Below are 18,082 nucleotides of genomic sequence, written 5' to 3'. Positions count from 1 at the left end.
CTGGCCCATCGCCAAGCCTGTCGCCCGGGCCAAGGCCGCATTCTAGCGCCGCGCAGGTGCGCCCGGGACCTTGCGGCGCGCCCGCTTTTGGTGCGCGACGCACCACCTCATTCACTGCAACGGCAAAATGGCGATCTCGACCGCCAGCCGCTCGCCGCTGCCACCTTCGCGAATCCCGCGCACCGGCGCGGCCATGCGATAGTCCCGCCCGACCGCCAGCCGGATATGGCGCGCGTCGCTCAGGCAGCCGTGGGTCACGTCGATGCTGCACCACAACTCCTTGCCGGCATCCACGCAGACATCGGCCCAGGCGTGGCTGGCCAGTTCCGTTGCGGCCGGGTCATGGAAATAGCCGCTGACGTAGCGCGCCGGCATGCCCAGGGCCCGGCAGCATGCCACCATCACTTGCGCCTGGTCCTGGCAAACCCCACGGCCCAGTGCGAACGCGTCGCTGGCCGAGGTGTCCACATCGGTGCTGTCCGACTGGTAGCGCACCCGCCCGGCGATGCCATTGGCCAACGCCAGCAGCGCGGGCACTGTCGCCCCTGCCGCCAGGTAGGGCGCGGCAAAACGCACCATCTCCGGCTTGGCGGCGGTCAGCGGCGTGCCGCCAAGGTAATACAGCGGCGACACACGCGTCTCGCCGGCCGGCGGCGCATCGCAGAAAAACGGTCCGTGCGCATCCACTGGCGGCGTCACATCGACCACGCCGCCGGCCTCGATCACCAGCGTATGCGCCGGCCCGGCCACAGTGAAGCTGTGCACGATATTGCCGAAGCCGTCACGCGCCTCGGACAGGTTGCCGGGAACGGACAACTGCCATTGCTGCACGGCCTGCAGCGGGCCCGAGCGCGGCGCGAGCCGCAGTTCGTGCACGCTGCGCAGGAACGGCTCGGCGTAACGGTAGACCGTCTTGTGGTGAATCTTGTATTTCATGATGTGGCGAGGCCGGCACCCCCCACTTCTAATAGGTCAGGCAGCGAGCAGCGGCACGAGGAAATCCCGGCTGATGCCGTTGCCGAGGTCGCCGATGCGCTCCAGGAAACTGGTCAGGTAAGCATGCAACCCGACGGCGAAGATGTCGTCGATGCGCGCATATTTCAAATCGGCGTGGAGTTTACCAGCCTGGCGCTCGGTCTCCGAAGAATGGTGGTTGCCCACCAGCGCCAGGATCGACACCACCTCGTCCATGCTGGACACCAGCGAGCGCGGCATGTCGGGGCGCAGCACCAGCAGTTCGGCCACGCGCTCCGGCGTGATCACGGTGCGATACACCTTGCGGTACACCTCGAAGCCCGACACCGAGCGCAAGACGGCCGCCCAGTGATAGAAATCGTTGGCGTCGCGATTGGGATCGCTATCGTCGACCGTGCTGGCCTGGAACTTCACGTCCAGAATTCGCGCGGTGTTGTCGGCGCGTTCCAGGAACGTGCCCAGCCGCATGAAGTGGAAGGCATCGTCCTTGAGCATGGTGCCAAACTGCACGCCTCGGGCCAGGTGGGAGCGGAACTTCACCCACTCGAAGAACTGCGAAGGATCCTCGCGCAGCACGCCATCGGCGATCATGCGCTGCACGTCGAGCCAGGTGGTGTTGATGGTCTCCCAGACCTCGGTGGTCAGCGAGCCGCGCACCGCGCGGGCGTTCTCGCGGGCCGCGCGCAGGCAGCTCATGATGGACGAGACATTGGTCATGTCGCGCACCATGAAGTCAATGACATCGTCGCGCGTGAGCAGGCCGTACTTCTCGTCGAACACCGTGGTCAGCTCGGAGATATCGAGCATGGCCCACCAGCCTTGTTCCGCCACTTCCGCGGACTGCGGCAGCAGCGAAGTCTGGTAGTTCACGTCCAGCATGCGCGCGGTGTTCTCCGCGCGTTCGGTATAGCGCGCCATCCAGAACAGATGGTCGGCGGTGCGGCTAAGCATGGTCAGTCCCCTCGTACAGCGCTGTTCGCCCGCGCGCCGCCGGCAACGCGGCGGCCTGCGCGGGAATCACAAACTATCCTTGCGTGCGCCGCGCCTCAGCGCTCCAGCACCCAGGTGTCCTTGGTGCCCCCGCCCTGCGAGGAGTTGACCACCAGCGAGCCTTCGCGCAGCGCCACGCGGGTCAGCCCGCCCGGCACCATGCGCACGTCCTTGCCGGACAGCACGAACGGACGCAGGTCGATGTGGCGCGGCGCGATCCCCGACTCGACATACGTCGGGCAGGTGGACAGTGCCAGCGTGGGCTGCGCGATGTACTGCTCGGGACGCGCGCGCACGACCTCGCGGAACGTGTCGATCTCCGCGCGCGTGGCGGCAGGCCCCACCAGCATGCCGTAGCCGCCGGCCCCGTGGGTTTCCTTGACCACCAGCTCGCTCATGTGGTCCAGCACGTACTGCAGGTCGTCCGGGCGGCGGCACATGTACGTCGGCACGTTGTTGAGGATCGCTTCCTCACCAAGGTAGAAGCGGATCATGTCGGGCACGTAGGGATAGATCGACTTGTCGTCGGCCACGCCCGTGCCAATGGCGTTGCAGATGGTGACATTGCCCGCGCGGTAGACCGAGAGCAGCCCCGCCGCGCCCAGCGTGGAATCCGAGCGGAACACCAGCGGGTCGAGGAAATCGTCGTCGACCCGGCGATAGATCACGTCGATGCGCTGCGGGCCCTGGGTGGTGCGCATGTAGAGGTGCTCGTCCTGTACGAACAGGTCGCTGCCCTCGACCAGTTCCACGCCCATTTGCTGCGCCAGGAAGGCATGCTCGAAGTAGGCGGAGTTGTACATGCCGGGCGTGAGCACCACCACCGTGGGATCGGCTATGTTCTGTGGCGAGACGCCGCGCAGCATGTCGAGCAGCAGGTCGGGATAGTGCGCCACCGGCGCCACGCGATTGCGCGCGAACAGGTCCGGGAACAACCGCATCATCATCTTGCGGTTTTCCAGCATGTAGGACACACCGGAGGGCACGCGCAGGTTGTCTTCCAGCACGTAGAACTCGCCCTCGCCAGCGCGCACTACATCGATGCCGGCCACGTGGGCGTAGATATCGCGGGGCACGTCGATGCCAAGCATTTCCGGGCGGTACTGCGCATTGTTGTAGATCTGGTCTGGCGGGATCACACCGGCACGGATGATGTCCTGCCCGTGATAGATATCGTGAATGAAGCGGTTCAGCGCCGACACCCGCTGGCGCAGGCCGCGCTCGAGCGTTGCCCACTCGCTGGCGGGGAAGATGCGGGGAATGACATCGAACGGGATGGTCCGCTCGGTACCGCTGTTCGACTCGTCCTTTTCGCCGTAAACGGCGAACGTGATGCCCACGCGCCGGAAGATCAGGTCTGCCTCGGCGCGCTTGTTGCCCATGGTGCCTTCGGACTGGCGCGCCAACCAATCCGCGAACTGCTTGTAATGCCCCCGCACGGCACCTGCCGGCAGGGACTCGCCCGCGTGGATTGCTGCTGCCACGCCATCTTGCCAATCGAGCATCTCGTCGAAAAACCGCGCCGCCATGATGGCCGTTCCCCCATGATTTGGGTGCCGCCCGAACTGCCGGCTATCCCGTTTTGATTGGCTTGTTGTTCCCGGCACAGCACCTTGAGATCACCACCCGAGGCCCGGCGGCTTGGCCGCGGACCGTCTCGTCATGCTTCGAAGTGCTGTCCCTATAGGATACCTATGACCACGAAAGCCGCAAGCGGCAGGCATTCGCGCCATCAAACGTGGATAAGCAAGATGTTTGCCAGCCTTGGCTTCGGGCCGGCGTGGCATCGGTTCAGCGGGCGATCGCCACGCCTTTTTGTGCCTGCACTCCAGCCAGGATGCACTGCACCAGCGCCTCCGGCGTCTGGCGGATATCGAGCACCAGGGCCTCGCGCGGCTCCTCCAGGGTCTCGAACTGGCTCTGCAACAGGGCGGGATTGAAGAAGTGCTCGCTGCGCTCGGCCAGGCGGCCGCCAATGATCGCGGCATCGCCCTTCATGTAGACAAAGGTCACGCCGCCGTCAGCGGGCGTCAGGCGGTCGCGGTAGGTCTGCCGCAGCGCGGAACAGGTAAAGACGTGGGTGCGCCCCTCGGCGCGGGCCGCATCGATCGCCGCGCGCATCGCGGCCAGCCAGGGCCAGCGGTCATCGTCGGTCAGCGGGATGCCGTTGTGCATCTTCGCCTTGTTGGCCGCGCTGTGGAATTCATCGGCGTCATGGAAGCCGCATTGCAAGGTCTTGGCCAGCAACTGGCCGACCGTGGTCTTTCCGCTGCCGGAAACGCCCATCAGGATGTAGATCATGTCTGCTCCAACGATCATGTTCGGATGGTTTTCCCATCCTTGTCGGTCGTCCCCGCGCCGGCCGCTGGCCGGCTCCGCAAGCGTTCAGCCATGAAGCCATGATGGCCCCGCATGGGCCGGCTCGGGGTCGTCTCCGCCAGCCATCGGCTGCCGGGGACACAAATGACACAAATTTAAGGGGCGCTGCCTATTGTGCGACGGCCGCGCCCGTTTGGACAGCGCCGGGCACATCGGCCTCGGAGAGGTCCAGCGCGCTGCCGCCCTCCTCCGCGATCCGCGCGTTGCGGCGGAACAGCCCGAACAAGCCCCGGCCGACGCTGAAGTTCGCGAAGGCGTCGTCCGGCAGCACGGCAGAAGCGCGCGTCGCCAGGTCGCCGTCGCCATTGGCAGCGCCGAGCCATTCCAGCGTGCCTGCCACGGCGTCCACGCGGATCCGGTCGCCGTCACGCACGCGCGCCAGCGGGCCGCCGGCAAGTGCCTCGGGCCCTACATGGATCACCGCCGGCACCTTGCCAGAAGCGCCGGACATGCGGCCATCGGTCACCAGCGCAACCTTGTGGCCGGCATCCTGCAGCGAGCCCAGCACCGGGGTGAGACGGTGCAGCTCTGGCATGCCGTTGGCGTTGGGTCCCTGGAAACGCACGACCGCGATCATGTCGCCGGTGAACTCGCCGGCTTCGAACGCGGCTTGCAATTGCTCTTGCGAGTCGAAGACGCGTGCCGGTGCCTCGACCACCCGATGCTCGTCCGCCACCGCCGACACCTTGATCATGCCGCGGCCGAGATTGCCTTGCAGCAAGCGCAAGCCGCCCTCGGCGGAAAACGGTTCGGCAGCGGTGGCCAGCACCGTGGCATCACCGCTGACGGCGGCGCCGTCGCGCCACTGCAGCACGCCGTCGATCATCACGGGCTCTTGCGTGTAACGGGCCAGGCCACGCCCGGCCACGGTTTCCACGTCCTCGTGCAGCAACCCGGCGCTGAGCAGCTGGCGAATCACGTAGGCCACGCCGCCCGCGGCGTGGAAGTGGTTCACGTCGGCCGAGCCGTTGGGGTAGACCCGCGCCAGCAGCGGCGTGATGCGCGAGAGACGGTCAAAATCATCCCAGTCGATCAGGATGCCCGCCGCGCGCGCCGTCGCCACCAGGTGGATGGTGTGGTTGGTCGAGCCGCCCGTGGCCAGCAGGCCGACCACGGCATTGATCACCGCGCGCTCGTCCACGATGCGCGCCAGCGGCAGGTAGTCGCCGCCCCGCGCCGTCAGGGCCAGCGCGCGCTGGGCCGCGGCGGCGGTGAGCGCGTCGCGCAGGCCGCTGTCCGGATGCACGAAGGCCGCGCCCGGCATATGCAGGCCCATGATTTCCATCAGGAACTGGTTGCTGTTGGCGGTGCCGTAGAAGGTACACGTGCCGGCGCCGTGATAGGCCTCGCATTCGGCCTCCAGCAGAGCTTCGCGGCCCACCTGACCGGTTGCGTAAAGCTGGCGCACGCGCGCCTTTTCCTTGTTGGACAGGCCCGTCGACATCGGCCCGGCCGGCACGAACACCACCGGCAGGTGGCCGAACTGCAGCGCGCCCATCAACAGGCCCGGCACGATCTTGTCGCACACGCCCAGCATGACCGCGGCATCGAAGGTGTTGTGCGACAGCGAGACCGCCGTGGCCATCGCAATGGCATCGCGCGAAAACAGCGACAGTTCCATGCCGGCATTGCCCTGCGTGATGCCATCGCACATCGCCGGCACGCCGCCCGCCACCTGCGCCACTGCGCCAACGGCACGCGCGGCCTCCCGGATCACGCCAGGATAGCGCTCATACGGCTGGTGGGCCGACAGCATGTCGTTGTACGCGGTGACGATGCCGAGGTTGGCAGCATGCTCGACCCGCAGCTTGAGCTTGTCATGCGCGGGCAGCGCGGCCAGGCCGTGGGCAAGGTTGGCGCAGGACAGCCCGCGCAAGGGGCCCATTTCCTGCTGGGCGCGTTCGCAACGCGCGAGATAGGCGGCGCGGCTGCGCTGGCTGCGCGCGATCACGCGCTCGGTGACGGCGTGGACTTCGGCGTGGAGGGCTTTTGACATTGGGGGAGTTCCTGGTCGTGATGCCTGATCGTATCCGGGAGGACTTGGGGACTAGCGTACGCCGGCTGGCGCTATTGTCTGTAGATTTTCTACATTATATCGAAAGCCGGTTTGAAAACACCATGCACACGCATCACAAAGCGCCTTATTCGCTGCATATTCAGCGCAAATAGGTGAAACCCCTAGCCAATCGCCACACTGAAGCCGCGATGATCCCTCCTCGTATTATGTAGAATATCTACATGACGCTCGATTCGTCGAGCCACGGATTCCGGGGCCAGAGCCAGAACAGTTCCCCGGCACAGACAGCCATCCCTGCCCTACCATGCGCGACCGAATTCTTGCCGTCTACGACACACTTCGCCCCTCAGAACGCCGCCTTGCCGACTATGTCGCCCGCCACGGCGCCAGCGTGATCCGCTTGTCGATGCCCGAGCTGGCCGAGCGCGCAGGCGTGTCCCAGCCCACCATTGCGCGCTTTTGCGCGGCGCTGGGCTACGACGGCTTTCGCGAGTTCAAGCTCCAGTTCGCCCAGAACGTGGGCGGTGGCACGCCCTTCGTGCACCAGGACGTCAAGGCTGAGGACCGCCCCGCCGATATCGCCGGCAAGGTGTTCGACCGCACCATCGCCACGCTGATGACCGTGCGCAATGCACTGTCGGCAGACCAGATCGAACATGGCATCCAGCTGCTCGCCGCGGCCAGGCGCATCGAGTTCTATGGCTGCGGCAACTCGGGCATCGTCGCCCTGGATATCCAGCACAAGTTCTTCCGCCTCGGCATGCCAACCGTTGCCTACTCGGACTCGCACGTCTTCAGCATGTCGGCGGCGCTGCTCGGGCCCGGCGACGTGGCCGTGCTGGTCTCCAACAGCGGGCGCACGTGGGACATGCTGGCCGCCGCCACGCTCGCCCGCGCCAGCGGCGCCAGCGTGCTGGCGCTGACCCACAGCGGCTCGCCGCTTGCCGCGCTGGCGGACGTCTGCGTGTTCTCGGACGTGGAGGAAGACAGCGAGGTCTACACGCCGATGACCTCCCGCATCTGCCACCTGGTGCTGGGCGACGTGCTGGCCGCAGGCGTTGCCCTGGAGCGCGCCGACACCGTCTGCGCCGGCCTGCAGCGCGCCAAGGCGCACTTGCGCGAGCGTCGCATCGCCCAGGCCGAGCCCGCGCATCTCAGCGAGGCGCAGGCGGCGCCGCGCGCCAGTAGCGCCGCGCGTGCTGGCGGTAAGCCTGCAGCGCGTAAGACTCGCCGCGCGTCGTAAGCTGGACCGCGCCAGTCTCGTCGCTGCGATAGCGGGCGATCTCGTGCGATCCGTAGCGGCCCCAGATCTCGGGCCGGGGATGCCGGTGGCGGTTGCGGCAGCCCACCTGGAACAGCGCGACCTCCGGCGCCACCACGGCCAGGAACGCGCCGCTCGATGAGGTGTTGCTGCCGTGATGCGGCACCTGCAGGAAGTCCGCGCGCAAGTCTTGCGTGGACAGGCGTGCCAGCAGCGCCGCCTCGTCGCGCCGGCCGATATCGCCGGTCAGCAGCAGGCTGCGCGCGCTACCCGCCACCTTGAGCACGCAACTGCGCGCATTGCTGTTGATGGCGGCATTCTGCGCGTTGCCCGGCAAGGGATGCAGCATGGCAAAGCGCACGCCATCCCACTCCCACTGCTGCCCCGCCTCGCAAGGCTGCGCCTCCAGGTGCGCGGCGCTCGCCGGTGGCACCAGCAGCCGATGTCCCTGCGGCGCGCCCGATAGCAGGCTGTCCACCGGCAGCGCCGCCATGATGTCGCGCGCACCGCCCGCGTGGTCCGCGTCTTCATGGCTGATCACCAGCGTGTCCAGCCTGCGCACCCCCGCGCTGCGCAGGAACGGCACGATGTCCCGCGCGCCGGCGCTGTTGCCCGGTTCGCCGCGCGCGGCGCCCCAGCCGTAAGCCGGCCCGGCATCGTAGAGCAGCACGCGCGAGCGCGTCTCCACCAGTACCGCCGTGCCCTGCCCGATATCGATCGCGGTGGCGCGAAACTCCCCGTGCGCCACTGGCTGCCTTCCCGCCAGCACCATCGGCAACAGCAGTACCACGCCATGCAGGCGCGCGCGCACGCCACAGGGCACGGGCGCCAGCAACAGCAGCGAGCCCAGCACCGCCAGCGCCAGTGCCACTGGCCCGGCGCGCGCGGCCTGCCACACCGCCCACGGCAGCGCCGACAGCCACTCCAGGCCCAGCACAAGCCAGTGCAGCAGCAGATGCGCGGGGGTGAGCAGCCAGCCCGCCAGCGGCGCGGGCATCGCCGCCGCCAGCAAGGCCATGGGCGTCACCAGCAGGCTGATCAGCGGGATCGCCGCCGCATTGGCCAGCGGCGAAATCACCGAGACCTGCTGAAACAGCAGCAGAGTCAGCGGCACCAGCCCGATAGTGACGCACCATTGCGTGCGCGCCGCCTGCGCAAGGCTGGCGCGAACACGCTGCCAACGCGTCGGCGCGGACTGATTGGCCGGTTGCGCCGCGGCCAGGAAGATCACGCCCACCGCGCCAAACGAAAGCCAGAACCCGGGCGACAGCACAGCCCAGGGGTCGAGCCCGATCGCCACGAACGCCGCCCAGGCCAGCACCAGCGAGGCCGGCGGCGTGCGCCCGCTCCATAGCGCCAGCGCCGCCACCACCAGCATCGACACGGTGCGCAGCGCCGGCACCTGCATGCCCGCCAGCAGGCCGTAGACGAGGGCCGCGATCACCGCGCCCACCAGCGCGGCGCGCCGCGCCGGCCACCACAGCGGCAAGGGCCGCGGCAGCCATCGCCCGAGCCCGAACGAATGCCGCCACAGCCAATAGACGATGCTGGAGAACAGGCCGGAAATCATGGTGATATGCAGGCCGGAAATGCTGATCAGGTGGCCGATGCCGGTGCGCGTGAACACGGTCCAGTCCCGCTGCTGGATGCCGTGCTGATCGCCCACCACCAGGGCCGCCAGCACCGGGGCGAAGCGGGCATCGGGCGGCAGGCTTTGCAAGACGTGATCGCGCACCTGCGCCCGCCATCGCGCGATCCGCCACGCGAGCCGTTCGCCGACGGCGTCCTGCGGCTCGCCGATGGCGTCGCGCACGTAGCCGGTGGCGCCAAGCCCGGCCGCCATCAGCCAGAATTCGTAATCGAAACCATGCGGGTTGGCTAGGCCATGGGGCTGGCGCAAGCGCACGGTGAAGACGTAGCGCTCGCCCGGCCGCAAGCTGGCCGGGGCATCTTCCCAGCCCAGCAAGACGCGGGGCGGCATGGCCGCCGCATCGTCGAGCGCGAATACGAAGCGCAGGCCGCGCGCGGCCTGCGCCGGCAGCCCGGCCACCACGCCGCTCAGCTGCAGGTCGACCCCTTCCAGCCCGGGCGCCAGCCGCTGCGCCAGACGAACCTCGGCGCGCCACGCCGAACAGCCGAAACCAGCCAGCAGCGACAATACGATCCAGGCCACCCGCGCCCAGCCAGGCCAGCGCGTGCGCAGGCACCGCGCAAGCGCGGCCGCCAGGAGCCCGGCAGCCGCCAACACCCACACCGCGCCGCCACGCGGCAGCGAGCCTTGTTGCTGCAGCCACCAGCAGCCCGCCACGAAGGCGAGCAAAAACAGACGCATGCGGACTCCCTCAACGGGTCGATGGGATATCGGATGCGTCTGCTTATACGGCCGCTCCCGGCCGCCAGACTTGTCAGGATGAAACGGGTTGGTTGCCGATTGTTTCGGCCGGGGCCGATGCAGGCAATGCCGCGGGGAACATGGTTGACGCGAACGCGCCCAGCCGCGGCAAGGCGGCCACGGAGTTGCGCCACATTGCCTGCGCCAGCGGCGCGGCATCCAGCTCGCGCAACTCGCTCAGCACGCGCGCCACGCCGGCCACTTCGGCGGGCGTGTTGCGCGCCTTGTGCTGCTCGCCGAACTGGTCGTCGGACAGCCAGGCGGGCGCGATGTCGGGCGCGTCGGTTTCCAGCACGATGGCGTCGAGCGGCAGTTCCGTCGCCAGGCGCCGGATCTGGTTGGCGCGGCTGAAGGTCAGGTTGCCGCCGAAGCCCAGCTTGAGGCCCTGGTCGATAAATCCCCGCGCCTGCTGCGCGCTGCCGTTGAACGCATGGGCAATGCCCTGGCGCACGCCGATGCGGCGCAACTGGGCCGCCACCTGGTCCTGCGACTTGCGCACATGCAGCAGCACCGGCAAGTCCAGCTCGCGTGCAATCTTGAGTTGCTCGGCATAGATCCAGGCCTGGTGCGCGGCATCGAGGCCGGGCACGAAGAAATCGAGCCCGATCTCGCCGATGCCGACGAAGCGCGGATCGGCCAGCGAGGCTTGCGCCTCGCTGCGCAAAGCGTCGAGGTCGGCCTGCCCCGCGCCTGGCGTGCACAGCGGATGGATCCCCAACGCGTAGACGCAGCTAGCGTGGCGATGCGCCAGCGCCCGCACCGCGGCAAAGTTCGACACGGCCACCGCCGGCAGCACGATGCCCGTCACCCCCGCCGTGGCAGCGGCCGCGGCAACGGTGTCACGGTCGGCATCGAATTCGCCGGCATCGAGGTGGCAATGCGTATCGATCCACATGGCGGGTTCCGCTGGTGCCTGGGCGCTCTCAGCGCTCGCGGTGGATATGCCCATCGCGCAGCCGCAGCACGCGATCGCAGCGGCTGGCCAGGTCAAGGTCGTGGGTCACGATGACAAAACTGGTGCCCAGCGTGCGCGACAGCTCCAGCATCAGGTCGTAGACCCCGCCCGCGGTATGGTCGTCCAGGTTGCCGGTGGGCTCGTCGGCCAGCACGCAGGCCGGGCCGCCCACCAGCGCGCGGGCGATTGCCACCCGCTGGCGCTCGCCGCCGGACAGCTCGCCGGGCCGGTGCTGTGCCCGGTCGCCCAGGCCCACGCGCTCAAGCACCGTCATCGCCGCCGCGCGCGCTTCGGGCTGGCGCAGCCCGCGGATGCGCATCGGCATGGCCACGTTGTCCAGCGCGGTGAACTCGGGCAGCAGGTGGTGGAACTGGTAGATAAAGCCCAGCTCGCGGTTGCGCACGATATTGCGCTCGCTCTCGCGCAGCGCGGTGAAGGGCCGGCCCTTCAAGGCGACCCGCCCGCTGTCCGGGTTGTCGAGCCCGCCCAGCACATGCAGCAGCGTGCTCTTGCCGGAACCGGAAGCGCCCACGATCGCGACTTTCTCGCCCGCATCGACCCGGACATCCACGCCCTTGAGCACGGTCACGTCCAGGCCACCCTGGCGGAAGCGCTTGGTCAGGCCTTCGGCCAGCAGCACCGGCATATCCGAGCCGGCCTTGCCGGCGGCGTCGGCGGCATTGCCGGCCTGTGCGGCGTGCATCAGGGTTTCACTCATAGCGCAGCGCCTCCGCCGGGTTGACGCGGGCAGCACGCCAGCTTGGGTAGAGCGTGGCCAGGATGGACAGCACGAAGGAGACGATACCGATGGTCGCAATGTCGTTCACGCGGGGATCCGAGGGCAGTTCGCTGATGAAATAGATGTCGCGCGGCAGGAACTGCACATGCAACAGCCGTTCGATAAAGGGCACGATCACATCGATGTTGAAGGCGATCAAGGCGCCGCCGGCAACCCCCGCCAGCGTGCCGATAAAGCCGATGGCAACGCCCTGCACGATAAAGATCTTGGTGATCGAGCCGGGCTGGGCGCCCATGGTGCGCAGGATGGCGATGTCAGCCTGCTTGTCCGTCACGGTCATGACCAGCGTGGACACCAGGTTGAAGGCCGCCACCGCGATGATCAGCGTCAGGATGATGAACATCATGCGCTTCTCGGTCTGCACCGCGGCGAACCAGTTGCGGTTCTGCTTGGACCAGTCCCGCAGGTAAAGCTCGCCCGAGAGCGTGCCGGCCAGTTCGTCGGCCACCTGGGGGGCGCGCTGCATGTCCGTCAGTTTCAAGCGCACGCCGGTGGGCCCGGCGAGGCGGAACATGGCTTCGGCATCGCGGATATTGATCAGCGCCAACGCGTTGTCGAACTCGAAATGGCCGGACGAAAACACGCCCACCACCGTGAACTGCTTGAGCCTCGGCAGCACGCCGGCCGGCGTGATGGTGCCCTGCGGCACCACCAGCGTGACCTTGTCGCCCACCTGCACGCCCATCGCGTTGGCCAGCTCATTGCCCAGGGCGATGCCGAACTCGCCCGGAACCAGGCGCTCCATGCTGCCGCCCCGGAACTGCTTGCCGATATCGGAAACCTTGGGCTCTTCCGAAGGCTCGACCCCGCGCAACAGCACGCCGCGCACGGCGTCCTCGCGGGTCAGCATGGCCTGCGCGGCCACATAGGGCGCAGCACCGATCACTTCTTTGTTGCGCATCGCCTCGGCGGCGGTCTTCTGCCAGTCGGGCAGCGCCCCGGGGCCAACCACCTCGATGTGCGACAGCACGGAGAGCATGCGGTCCCGCACTTCTTTCTGGAAACCGTTCATCACCGACAGCACCACGATCAGCGCCGCCACGCCCAGCGCGATGCCGAGCATGGAAATCATCGAGATAAAGGAAATAAAGGTGTTGCGGCTGGCGCGCTTGCTTGCGCGGGTGTATCGCCAACCGATCTGCCACTCGTAAGGAAAGTTCAAGAGGGTTCCTGTTGTTAAGGAGAAACGCCGGCGCCACACCGCCGACGCCACTGATGACTTGCTGGCCGCACACCCGTGGCGCCGCTCGCGCCACTGCCGCAACCGGGCCGGGGACGATATTTCCTCCGCCAGCCAGCCGCAAGTTTACAATCTCGGCACCATGATGACGCACCTGACCCTGATTGTGCCCTTTTCTGTCCCGCCCGGCGCCGCGATCGACGCCGACGGTGGGGGCAACGACGCCATGCTCGAAGCCCTGCTGCGGCAGTTGGAGTTGCCGGCGCTGGGAAAGTTGCTCACGCGCGCCAGCCCCGGCCCGCGCGAGCGGCACGACGACCCCTTCCTGCGCGCGCTGCCGCATGAGCGCTGGCTGGCCGGGCGCGCCGGGCTCGACACCGCCCGTGTGCCCAGCGCCCCGTACATGCGCCTGGCCGACATGACCGCCGCCGGCAACGGTGCCACGGCGGACGATGGCCAGGCCTGGGCCTGCCTGCAGCCGGTGCATATCCATGCGGCGCGCGACCACCTCGTGCTGATGGACCCGGCTCAGCTGCATATCCGGGCCGAGGAGTCCGCCGCCCTGCACGCCGCGGTGGCGGCGCTGCTGCAGGAATCCGGCATTGTGCTTGAAACACCGCACCCGGCGCGCTGGTACATCCCGCAAGCCGTGTTCGGGCCACTTGTGGCCGCCAGCCCGCTGCGGGCCACCGGCCGCAATATCGATGTGTGGATGCAGGCCGGCGAGCGCGCCCGCGACTGGCGCCGGATCCAGAACGAAATCCAGATGACCTGGTACGACCATCCGGTGAACCAGGCCAGGGAAGCCGCGGGAGCGTTCTCCGTCAATTCGGTCTGGCTCCACGGCGGCGGTACCCTGCAGCCGGTGCCGCGCCTGGCGGACACGGTACTGACCGGCGACGCCTTCCTGCGCGGCGTGGCGCTGGCCGGCGGCGCGGCATGCCAGCCCCAGCCGCCGCGGTTCAAGGCGCTCCAGGCGCTGCAGGGCAGCGCCATGGTGCTGCTGGACGACGCCATCGAATCCCATATCGCGCAGGACTGGGGCCTGTGGATCGAGCGCATGCACACGCTCGACGCCGAATGGTTCGCGCCCGCCCTGGCCGCCCTCGAAGCCGGGCAGTTGCAAGCGGTCACGCTCATGCTGTCCGGCGACAACCACTACGCCGAGTTCACCGTGCGCCGCGCCGACCTGCGCAAGTTCTGGCGCGGCCTGGGCCAGCGCGGCGACTGGCGCGCGCTGCTGTCCGACCTCGCCTATGCCGCCTGATCCCCTGGTTTTCTGCAAGACCCCGCAATGACAAAAATCGCTGTTCGCTCTTTTTCCACCGAGCACGCTGGCAAGCTGGCCGGGTTCGGCCTGCATCCCACGCTGGCGCGCATCCTCTCGGCACGCGGCGTGCGCGAGCCGGCCGAGCTCGCCACCGAGCTGCCCGGCCTGGCGCCGCCGGCTGCCATGAAAGGCATCGACCACGCGGCCACCTACCTGGCCGACGCCATCGCCGCGGGCCGGCGCCTGCTGATCGTGGCGGACTACGACTGCGACGGCGCCACCGCCTGCGCGGTGGGCGTGCGCGGTTTGCGCATGCTGGGGGCGCGCATCGACTACATCGTGCCCAACCGCTTCGAGTACGGCTACGGCCTGACCCCGGAGATCGTGGCCCTGGCCGCCAGGCAGCAGCCGGACGTGATCGTGACGGTGGACAATGGCATTGCCAGCGTCGACGGCGTGGCGGCGGCCAATGCGCTCGGCATCGACGTGGTGGTGACCGACCACCACTTGCCCGGCGACCAGTTGCCCGACGCAGCAGTGATCGTCAACCCCAACCAGCCCGGCTGCGAATTCCCCAGCAAGAACCTGGCGGGCGTGGGCGTGATGTTCTACGTGCTGCTGGCCTTGCGCGCCGAACTGCGCCGCCGCGGCGTGTTCGACGCGCAGACCCAGCCGCGCCTGGACACCCTGCTGGACCTGGTTGCGCTAGGCACGGTCGCCGACGTGGTCAAGCTCGACAGCAACAACCGCATCCTGGTGGCGCAGGGCCTGAAGCGCATGCGCGCCGGGCGCATGCACGCCGGCGTGGCCGCCCTCTTCCGTGCCGCCGGGCGCGAGGCCACGCGCGCCAACACGTTCGACCTGGGTTTTGGCGTGGGCCCGCGCCTGAACGCCGCAGGGCGGCTGGCCGACATGTCGCTAGGCATCGAATGCCTGCTGACCGACGACGCCAACCGCGCCTGGGAGATCGCCCAGGAACTCGATGGCATGAACCGCGAGCGGCGCGATATCGAAGCTGGCATGCAGCAGGAAGCCTTGCAGATCCTCGAAGGCCCGCTGGGCGCGCTGGATCCGGCCGCACGCTTTACCGTCAGCGTGTTCAACGACACCTGGCACCAGGGCGTGATCGGCATCGTGGCCTCGCGGCTCAAGGAAAAATACCACCGCCCCACCATCACCTTCGCCCCGGGCGACGAAGACACGATCAAGGGATCGGGCCGCTCCATCCCGGGCTTTCACCTGCGCGATGCGCTGGACCTGGTGTCCAAGCGCCATCCCGGCCTGCTGAAGAAGTTTGGCGGCCACGCCATGGCGGCCGGCCTGACCCTCGGCGCCGACAGCTTCGGGCAGTTCATGGAAGCGTTCGAGGCAGTGGGGCGCGAATGGCTGAGCGACGAGCAGCTGGCCCGGGTGATCGAGACCGATGGCGACATCGAGGATGCCTGCTTCAGCCCGGAATTCGTCTCGCTGCTGGAGCAGCAGGTCTGGGGCCAGGGCTTCCCGGCGCCCACCTTCTGCGGCGAGTTCGACGTGCTGCGCCAGAGCGTGCTCAAGGGCAAGCACCTGAAGCTGCAGCTAGGGCGCGGCAGCCAGCGCTTTGACGCGATCTGGTTCAACCATGCGGATTCGCTGGGCGCCAGCGCGCTGGTGGCCTACCGGCTCGACAACAACACCTTCAACGGCATCACACGGGTGCAGATGGTGATCGAGCACGCGCAGTAGCGCGCCTGGCTGGCGGGCGGCTTAACCGCGCGACGGCAGCAGCCCTGCCGGATCCACCGGCTTGCCGTTGTTGCGCACCTCGAAATGCAGCTCGCTGTCGGCCGTGCCCATGCGCCCGACCTCCTGCCCGCTGGATACCTGCGCGCCCTCGCTGACCGAGGGCTTGTCCAGGTTGCCATACACCGTCAGCCAGTTGTCGTCGTGCTTGATGATCACCAGCATGCCGTAGCCGCGCAGGTCGCCGACGTGGATGGCCTTGCCGGCGGCGGCCGCGCGCACCACGCTGCCAGGCGCCGTGTTGATACGCAGGCCCTTGCTGGCAGGCGGCCCATAGCCAGCGGTCACGCGGCCGTCGGCCGGCCATTGCAGGCGGATGCTGGTGGCGGGCGCACGCGACGGTGCGCTGTTATCCACCCGCGGGGTGTCCCCGACCGCCACCGGGCCGTTGCCAGCCGCCGTGCCGGCGCTGGCGCCGGCTGGCGGGCGGACCCGAAGCAGTTGCCCGACTTCGATCCGGTCCGCGCTGGGCAGCTGGTTCCAGCGCACCAGGTCGCGCACGGCGCGCTTGTGCCGCCGGGCCACGGTGTACAACGTGTCGCCGCTCTGCACCCGGTAGTAACCATCGGGCGCGGGCTCGCTGGCCAGCGTGCCGCAGCCAGCGGCCAGGCACGCCGCAGCGGCGGCGGCCAGCAGGCCAAGCGCGCGGCGCCGCGCGTTCGTCTTGTCGTGGTTGCTTTGCTTCATCACGTACTTATCGTCCCTCCCTGTCCTTGACTTGAAGCCTGCCGGGTGGCCGGCCTTGGGCCGACGGCGCGTTCGAGTCTGCCATGACGCACCCGCAACTGTAGACCCTCCAGGGGGCAAACCGTTCGAAATCGCGCAACAGACGCGATCAGAGCCGGGGCAAAAGCCCCCGATCCGCTATAATTCAAGGTTTTGAAAGCGCAGGAACATCATGGAAGCAGAACGCCTCAACGCCATCTCCGGTGCCATCTCTGATCTCCGTTCGCGAACGGAAGATCTACGGGGGTATCTTTGACTACGATGTCAAAGTAGGACGACTCGACGAAGTCAACGGCGAACTCGAGGACCCCGAGGTCTGGAACAACCCCAAGCGGGCCCAGGATCTCGGCAAGGAAAAGAAAATGCTGGAGGGCGTGGTCGGCGTGCTCAGCAAGCTCACGGACGACCTTAGCGGTGCCGACGAGCTGTTCGAACTCGCCCGCGAAGAAGGCGACGACGACACGCTGGAAGCCATCGAGACCGACGTTTCCGGCTTCGAAGCCATCGTCGCCGACATGGAATTCCGCCGCATGTTCTCCGGCGAAATGGACCAGGCCAACGCCTTTATCGACATCCAGGCCGGCGCCGGTGGCACCGAAGCCTGCGACTGGGCGTCGATGCTGCTGCGCCAGTACCTGAAGTATTGCGAGCGCAAGGGCTTCAAGGCCGAAGTGCTGGAAGAGTCGGAAGGCGACGTGGCGGGCATCAAGAGCGCCACGATCAAGGTCGAGGGCGAGTACGCGTTCGGCTACTTGCGCACGGAAACCGGCGTGCACCGCCTGGTGCGCAAGTCGCCGTTCGATTCGTCGGGCGGCCGCCACACGTCGTTCTCGTCGGTCTTCGTCTACCCCGAGGTCGACGAATCGTTCGAGGTCGACGTCAATCCGGCGGACCTGCGCGTGGATACCTACCGTGCCTCCGGCGCGGGCGGCCAGCACATCAACAAGACCGATTCGGCCGTGCGGATCACGCACATCCCGACCGGCATTGTGGTGCAGTGCCAGAACGACCGCTCGCAGCACCGCAACCGCGCCGAAGCCATGTCGATGCTGAAGTCGCGGCTGTACGAGCACGAAATGCGCAAGCGCCAGGCCGAAGCCGACAAGCTGGAGTCGTCCAAGACCGATGTGGGCTGGGGCCACCAGATCCGCTCGTACGTGCTGGACCAGAGCCGCATCAAGGATCTGCGCACCAACGTGGAAATGTCCAACACGCAGAAGGTGCTGGACGGCGACCTGGATCCCTTCATCGTAGCCAGCCTGAAGCAAGGGCTGTAACCACGCAGCGGCGCCGCGCCGCCGCCACGCGCCCCCGACAAGGATCGGCGTGCGGCGGCGGCAGGTGCGGCCTCTCACCTGC

Annotated in this window: 14 protein-coding genes; 4 read left to right on the top strand and 10 right to left on the bottom strand. The window is 67.9% G+C overall.

Annotated features, from left to right (window positions below; translation table 11 throughout):
* Nucleotides 1–111: 111 nt before the first annotated feature.
* From AC1RWI_RS17860 to edd, 5 genes are all read right to left on the bottom strand, one after another.
* Nucleotides 112–936 carry a transglutaminase family protein gene (locus tag AC1RWI_RS17860; RefSeq protein ID WP_043344924.1) on the bottom strand — a complete coding sequence of 275 codons (825 nt, stop codon included), beginning with the start codon at nt 934–936 and terminating at the stop codon, nt 112–114.
* 36 nt (nt 937–972) lie between these two features.
* Nucleotides 973–1,926: an alpha-E domain-containing protein gene (locus tag AC1RWI_RS17855; RefSeq protein WP_043344923.1), complete on the bottom strand. Its 954-nt coding sequence runs from the start codon at nt 1,924–1,926 to the stop codon at nt 973–975.
* A gap of 95 nt (nt 1,927–2,021) precedes the next feature.
* The gene (locus tag AC1RWI_RS17850) at nt 2,022–3,494 is read right to left on the bottom strand and encodes a circularly permuted type 2 ATP-grasp protein (protein ID WP_043344922.1); all 1,473 of its coding nucleotides are present in this window, start codon (nt 3,492–3,494) and stop codon (nt 2,022–2,024) included.
* A 262-nt stretch (nt 3,495–3,756) separates the two neighbouring features.
* Nucleotides 3,757–4,266 (bottom strand): gluconokinase, encoded by a 510-nt coding sequence (locus AC1RWI_RS17845; RefSeq protein ID WP_043344920.1) that lies wholly within the window; start codon nt 4,264–4,266, stop codon nt 3,757–3,759.
* 187 nt (nt 4,267–4,453) lie between these two features.
* The gene (gene edd / locus AC1RWI_RS17840) at nt 4,454–6,340 is read right to left on the bottom strand and encodes a phosphogluconate dehydratase (protein ID WP_492867764.1); all 1,887 of its coding nucleotides are present in this window, start codon (nt 6,338–6,340) and stop codon (nt 4,454–4,456) included.
* 325 nt (nt 6,341–6,665) lie between these two features.
* Here edd and AC1RWI_RS17835 point away from each other — a divergent pair, with 325 nt between their 5' ends.
* Nucleotides 6,666–7,604 carry a MurR/RpiR family transcriptional regulator gene (locus AC1RWI_RS17835; RefSeq protein ID WP_043344915.1) on the top strand — a complete coding sequence of 313 codons (939 nt, stop codon included), beginning with the start codon at nt 6,666–6,668 and terminating at the stop codon, nt 7,602–7,604.
* Here the strand turns inward: AC1RWI_RS17835 and AC1RWI_RS17830 are convergent.
* From AC1RWI_RS17830 to AC1RWI_RS17815, 4 genes are all read right to left on the bottom strand, one after another.
* Nucleotides 7,516–9,954: a DNA internalization-related competence protein ComEC/Rec2 gene (locus AC1RWI_RS17830; RefSeq protein WP_492867762.1), complete on the bottom strand. Its 2,439-nt coding sequence runs from the start codon at nt 9,952–9,954 to the stop codon at nt 7,516–7,518. The genes AC1RWI_RS17835 and AC1RWI_RS17830 overlap by 89 nt on opposite strands.
* Nucleotides 9,955–10,027: 73 nt before the next feature.
* Nucleotides 10,028–10,909 (bottom strand): TatD family hydrolase, encoded by an 882-nt coding sequence (locus AC1RWI_RS17825; protein WP_492867760.1) that lies wholly within the window; start codon nt 10,907–10,909, stop codon nt 10,028–10,030.
* Nucleotides 10,910–10,937: 28 nt separating this feature from the next.
* Nucleotides 10,938–11,687 (bottom strand): lipoprotein-releasing ABC transporter ATP-binding protein LolD, encoded by a 750-nt coding sequence (gene lolD / locus AC1RWI_RS17820; RefSeq protein ID WP_043344908.1) that lies wholly within the window; start codon nt 11,685–11,687, stop codon nt 10,938–10,940.
* Entirely contained in the window at nt 11,680–12,930 is a 1,251-nt protein-coding gene (locus tag AC1RWI_RS17815) for a lipoprotein-releasing ABC transporter permease subunit (RefSeq protein WP_043344906.1), read from the bottom strand. Before AC1RWI_RS17815 ends, lolD begins: the two co-directional genes overlap by 8 nt.
* A 160-nt stretch (nt 12,931–13,090) precedes the next feature.
* On the opposite strand from AC1RWI_RS17815, the gene AC1RWI_RS17810 reads away from it, so the two are divergent.
* Together AC1RWI_RS17810 and recJ are read left to right on the top strand one after the other, a co-directional pair.
* Nucleotides 13,091–14,215, top strand: a complete 1,125-nt coding sequence (locus AC1RWI_RS17810; protein ID WP_043351476.1) for a hypothetical protein — start codon at nt 13,091–13,093, stop codon at nt 14,213–14,215.
* Nucleotides 14,216–14,242: 27 nt separating this feature from the next.
* Entirely contained in the window at nt 14,243–15,940 is a 1,698-nt protein-coding gene (gene recJ / locus AC1RWI_RS17805; protein ID WP_043344905.1) for a single-stranded-DNA-specific exonuclease RecJ, read from the top strand.
* Between the two features lie 21 nt (nt 15,941–15,961).
* Here recJ and AC1RWI_RS17800 read toward each other — a convergent pair whose 3' ends face one another.
* Nucleotides 15,962–16,684 carry a peptidoglycan DD-metalloendopeptidase family protein gene (locus AC1RWI_RS17800; RefSeq protein WP_174422832.1) on the bottom strand — a complete coding sequence of 241 codons (723 nt, stop codon included), beginning with the start codon at nt 16,682–16,684 and terminating at the stop codon, nt 15,962–15,964.
* 211 nt (nt 16,685–16,895) lie between these two features.
* Between AC1RWI_RS17800 and prfB the strand changes: the two genes are divergently transcribed.
* A protein-coding gene (prfB, locus tag AC1RWI_RS17795; RefSeq protein ID WP_144409746.1) for a peptide chain release factor 2 occupies nt 16,896–18,000 on the top strand; the annotation gives its coding sequence in 2 pieces (ribosomal slippage) (nt 16,896–16,976 and nt 16,978–18,000; 1,104 coding nt in all).
* The last annotated feature ends 82 nt before the right edge of the window (nt 18,001–18,082 follow it).

Source organism: Cupriavidus sp. MPR-AND1C, assembly GCF_058809705.1.
The sequence above is the reverse complement of the archived record's forward strand: the minus strand, read 5'-3'. Positions and strand labels throughout refer to the sequence as shown.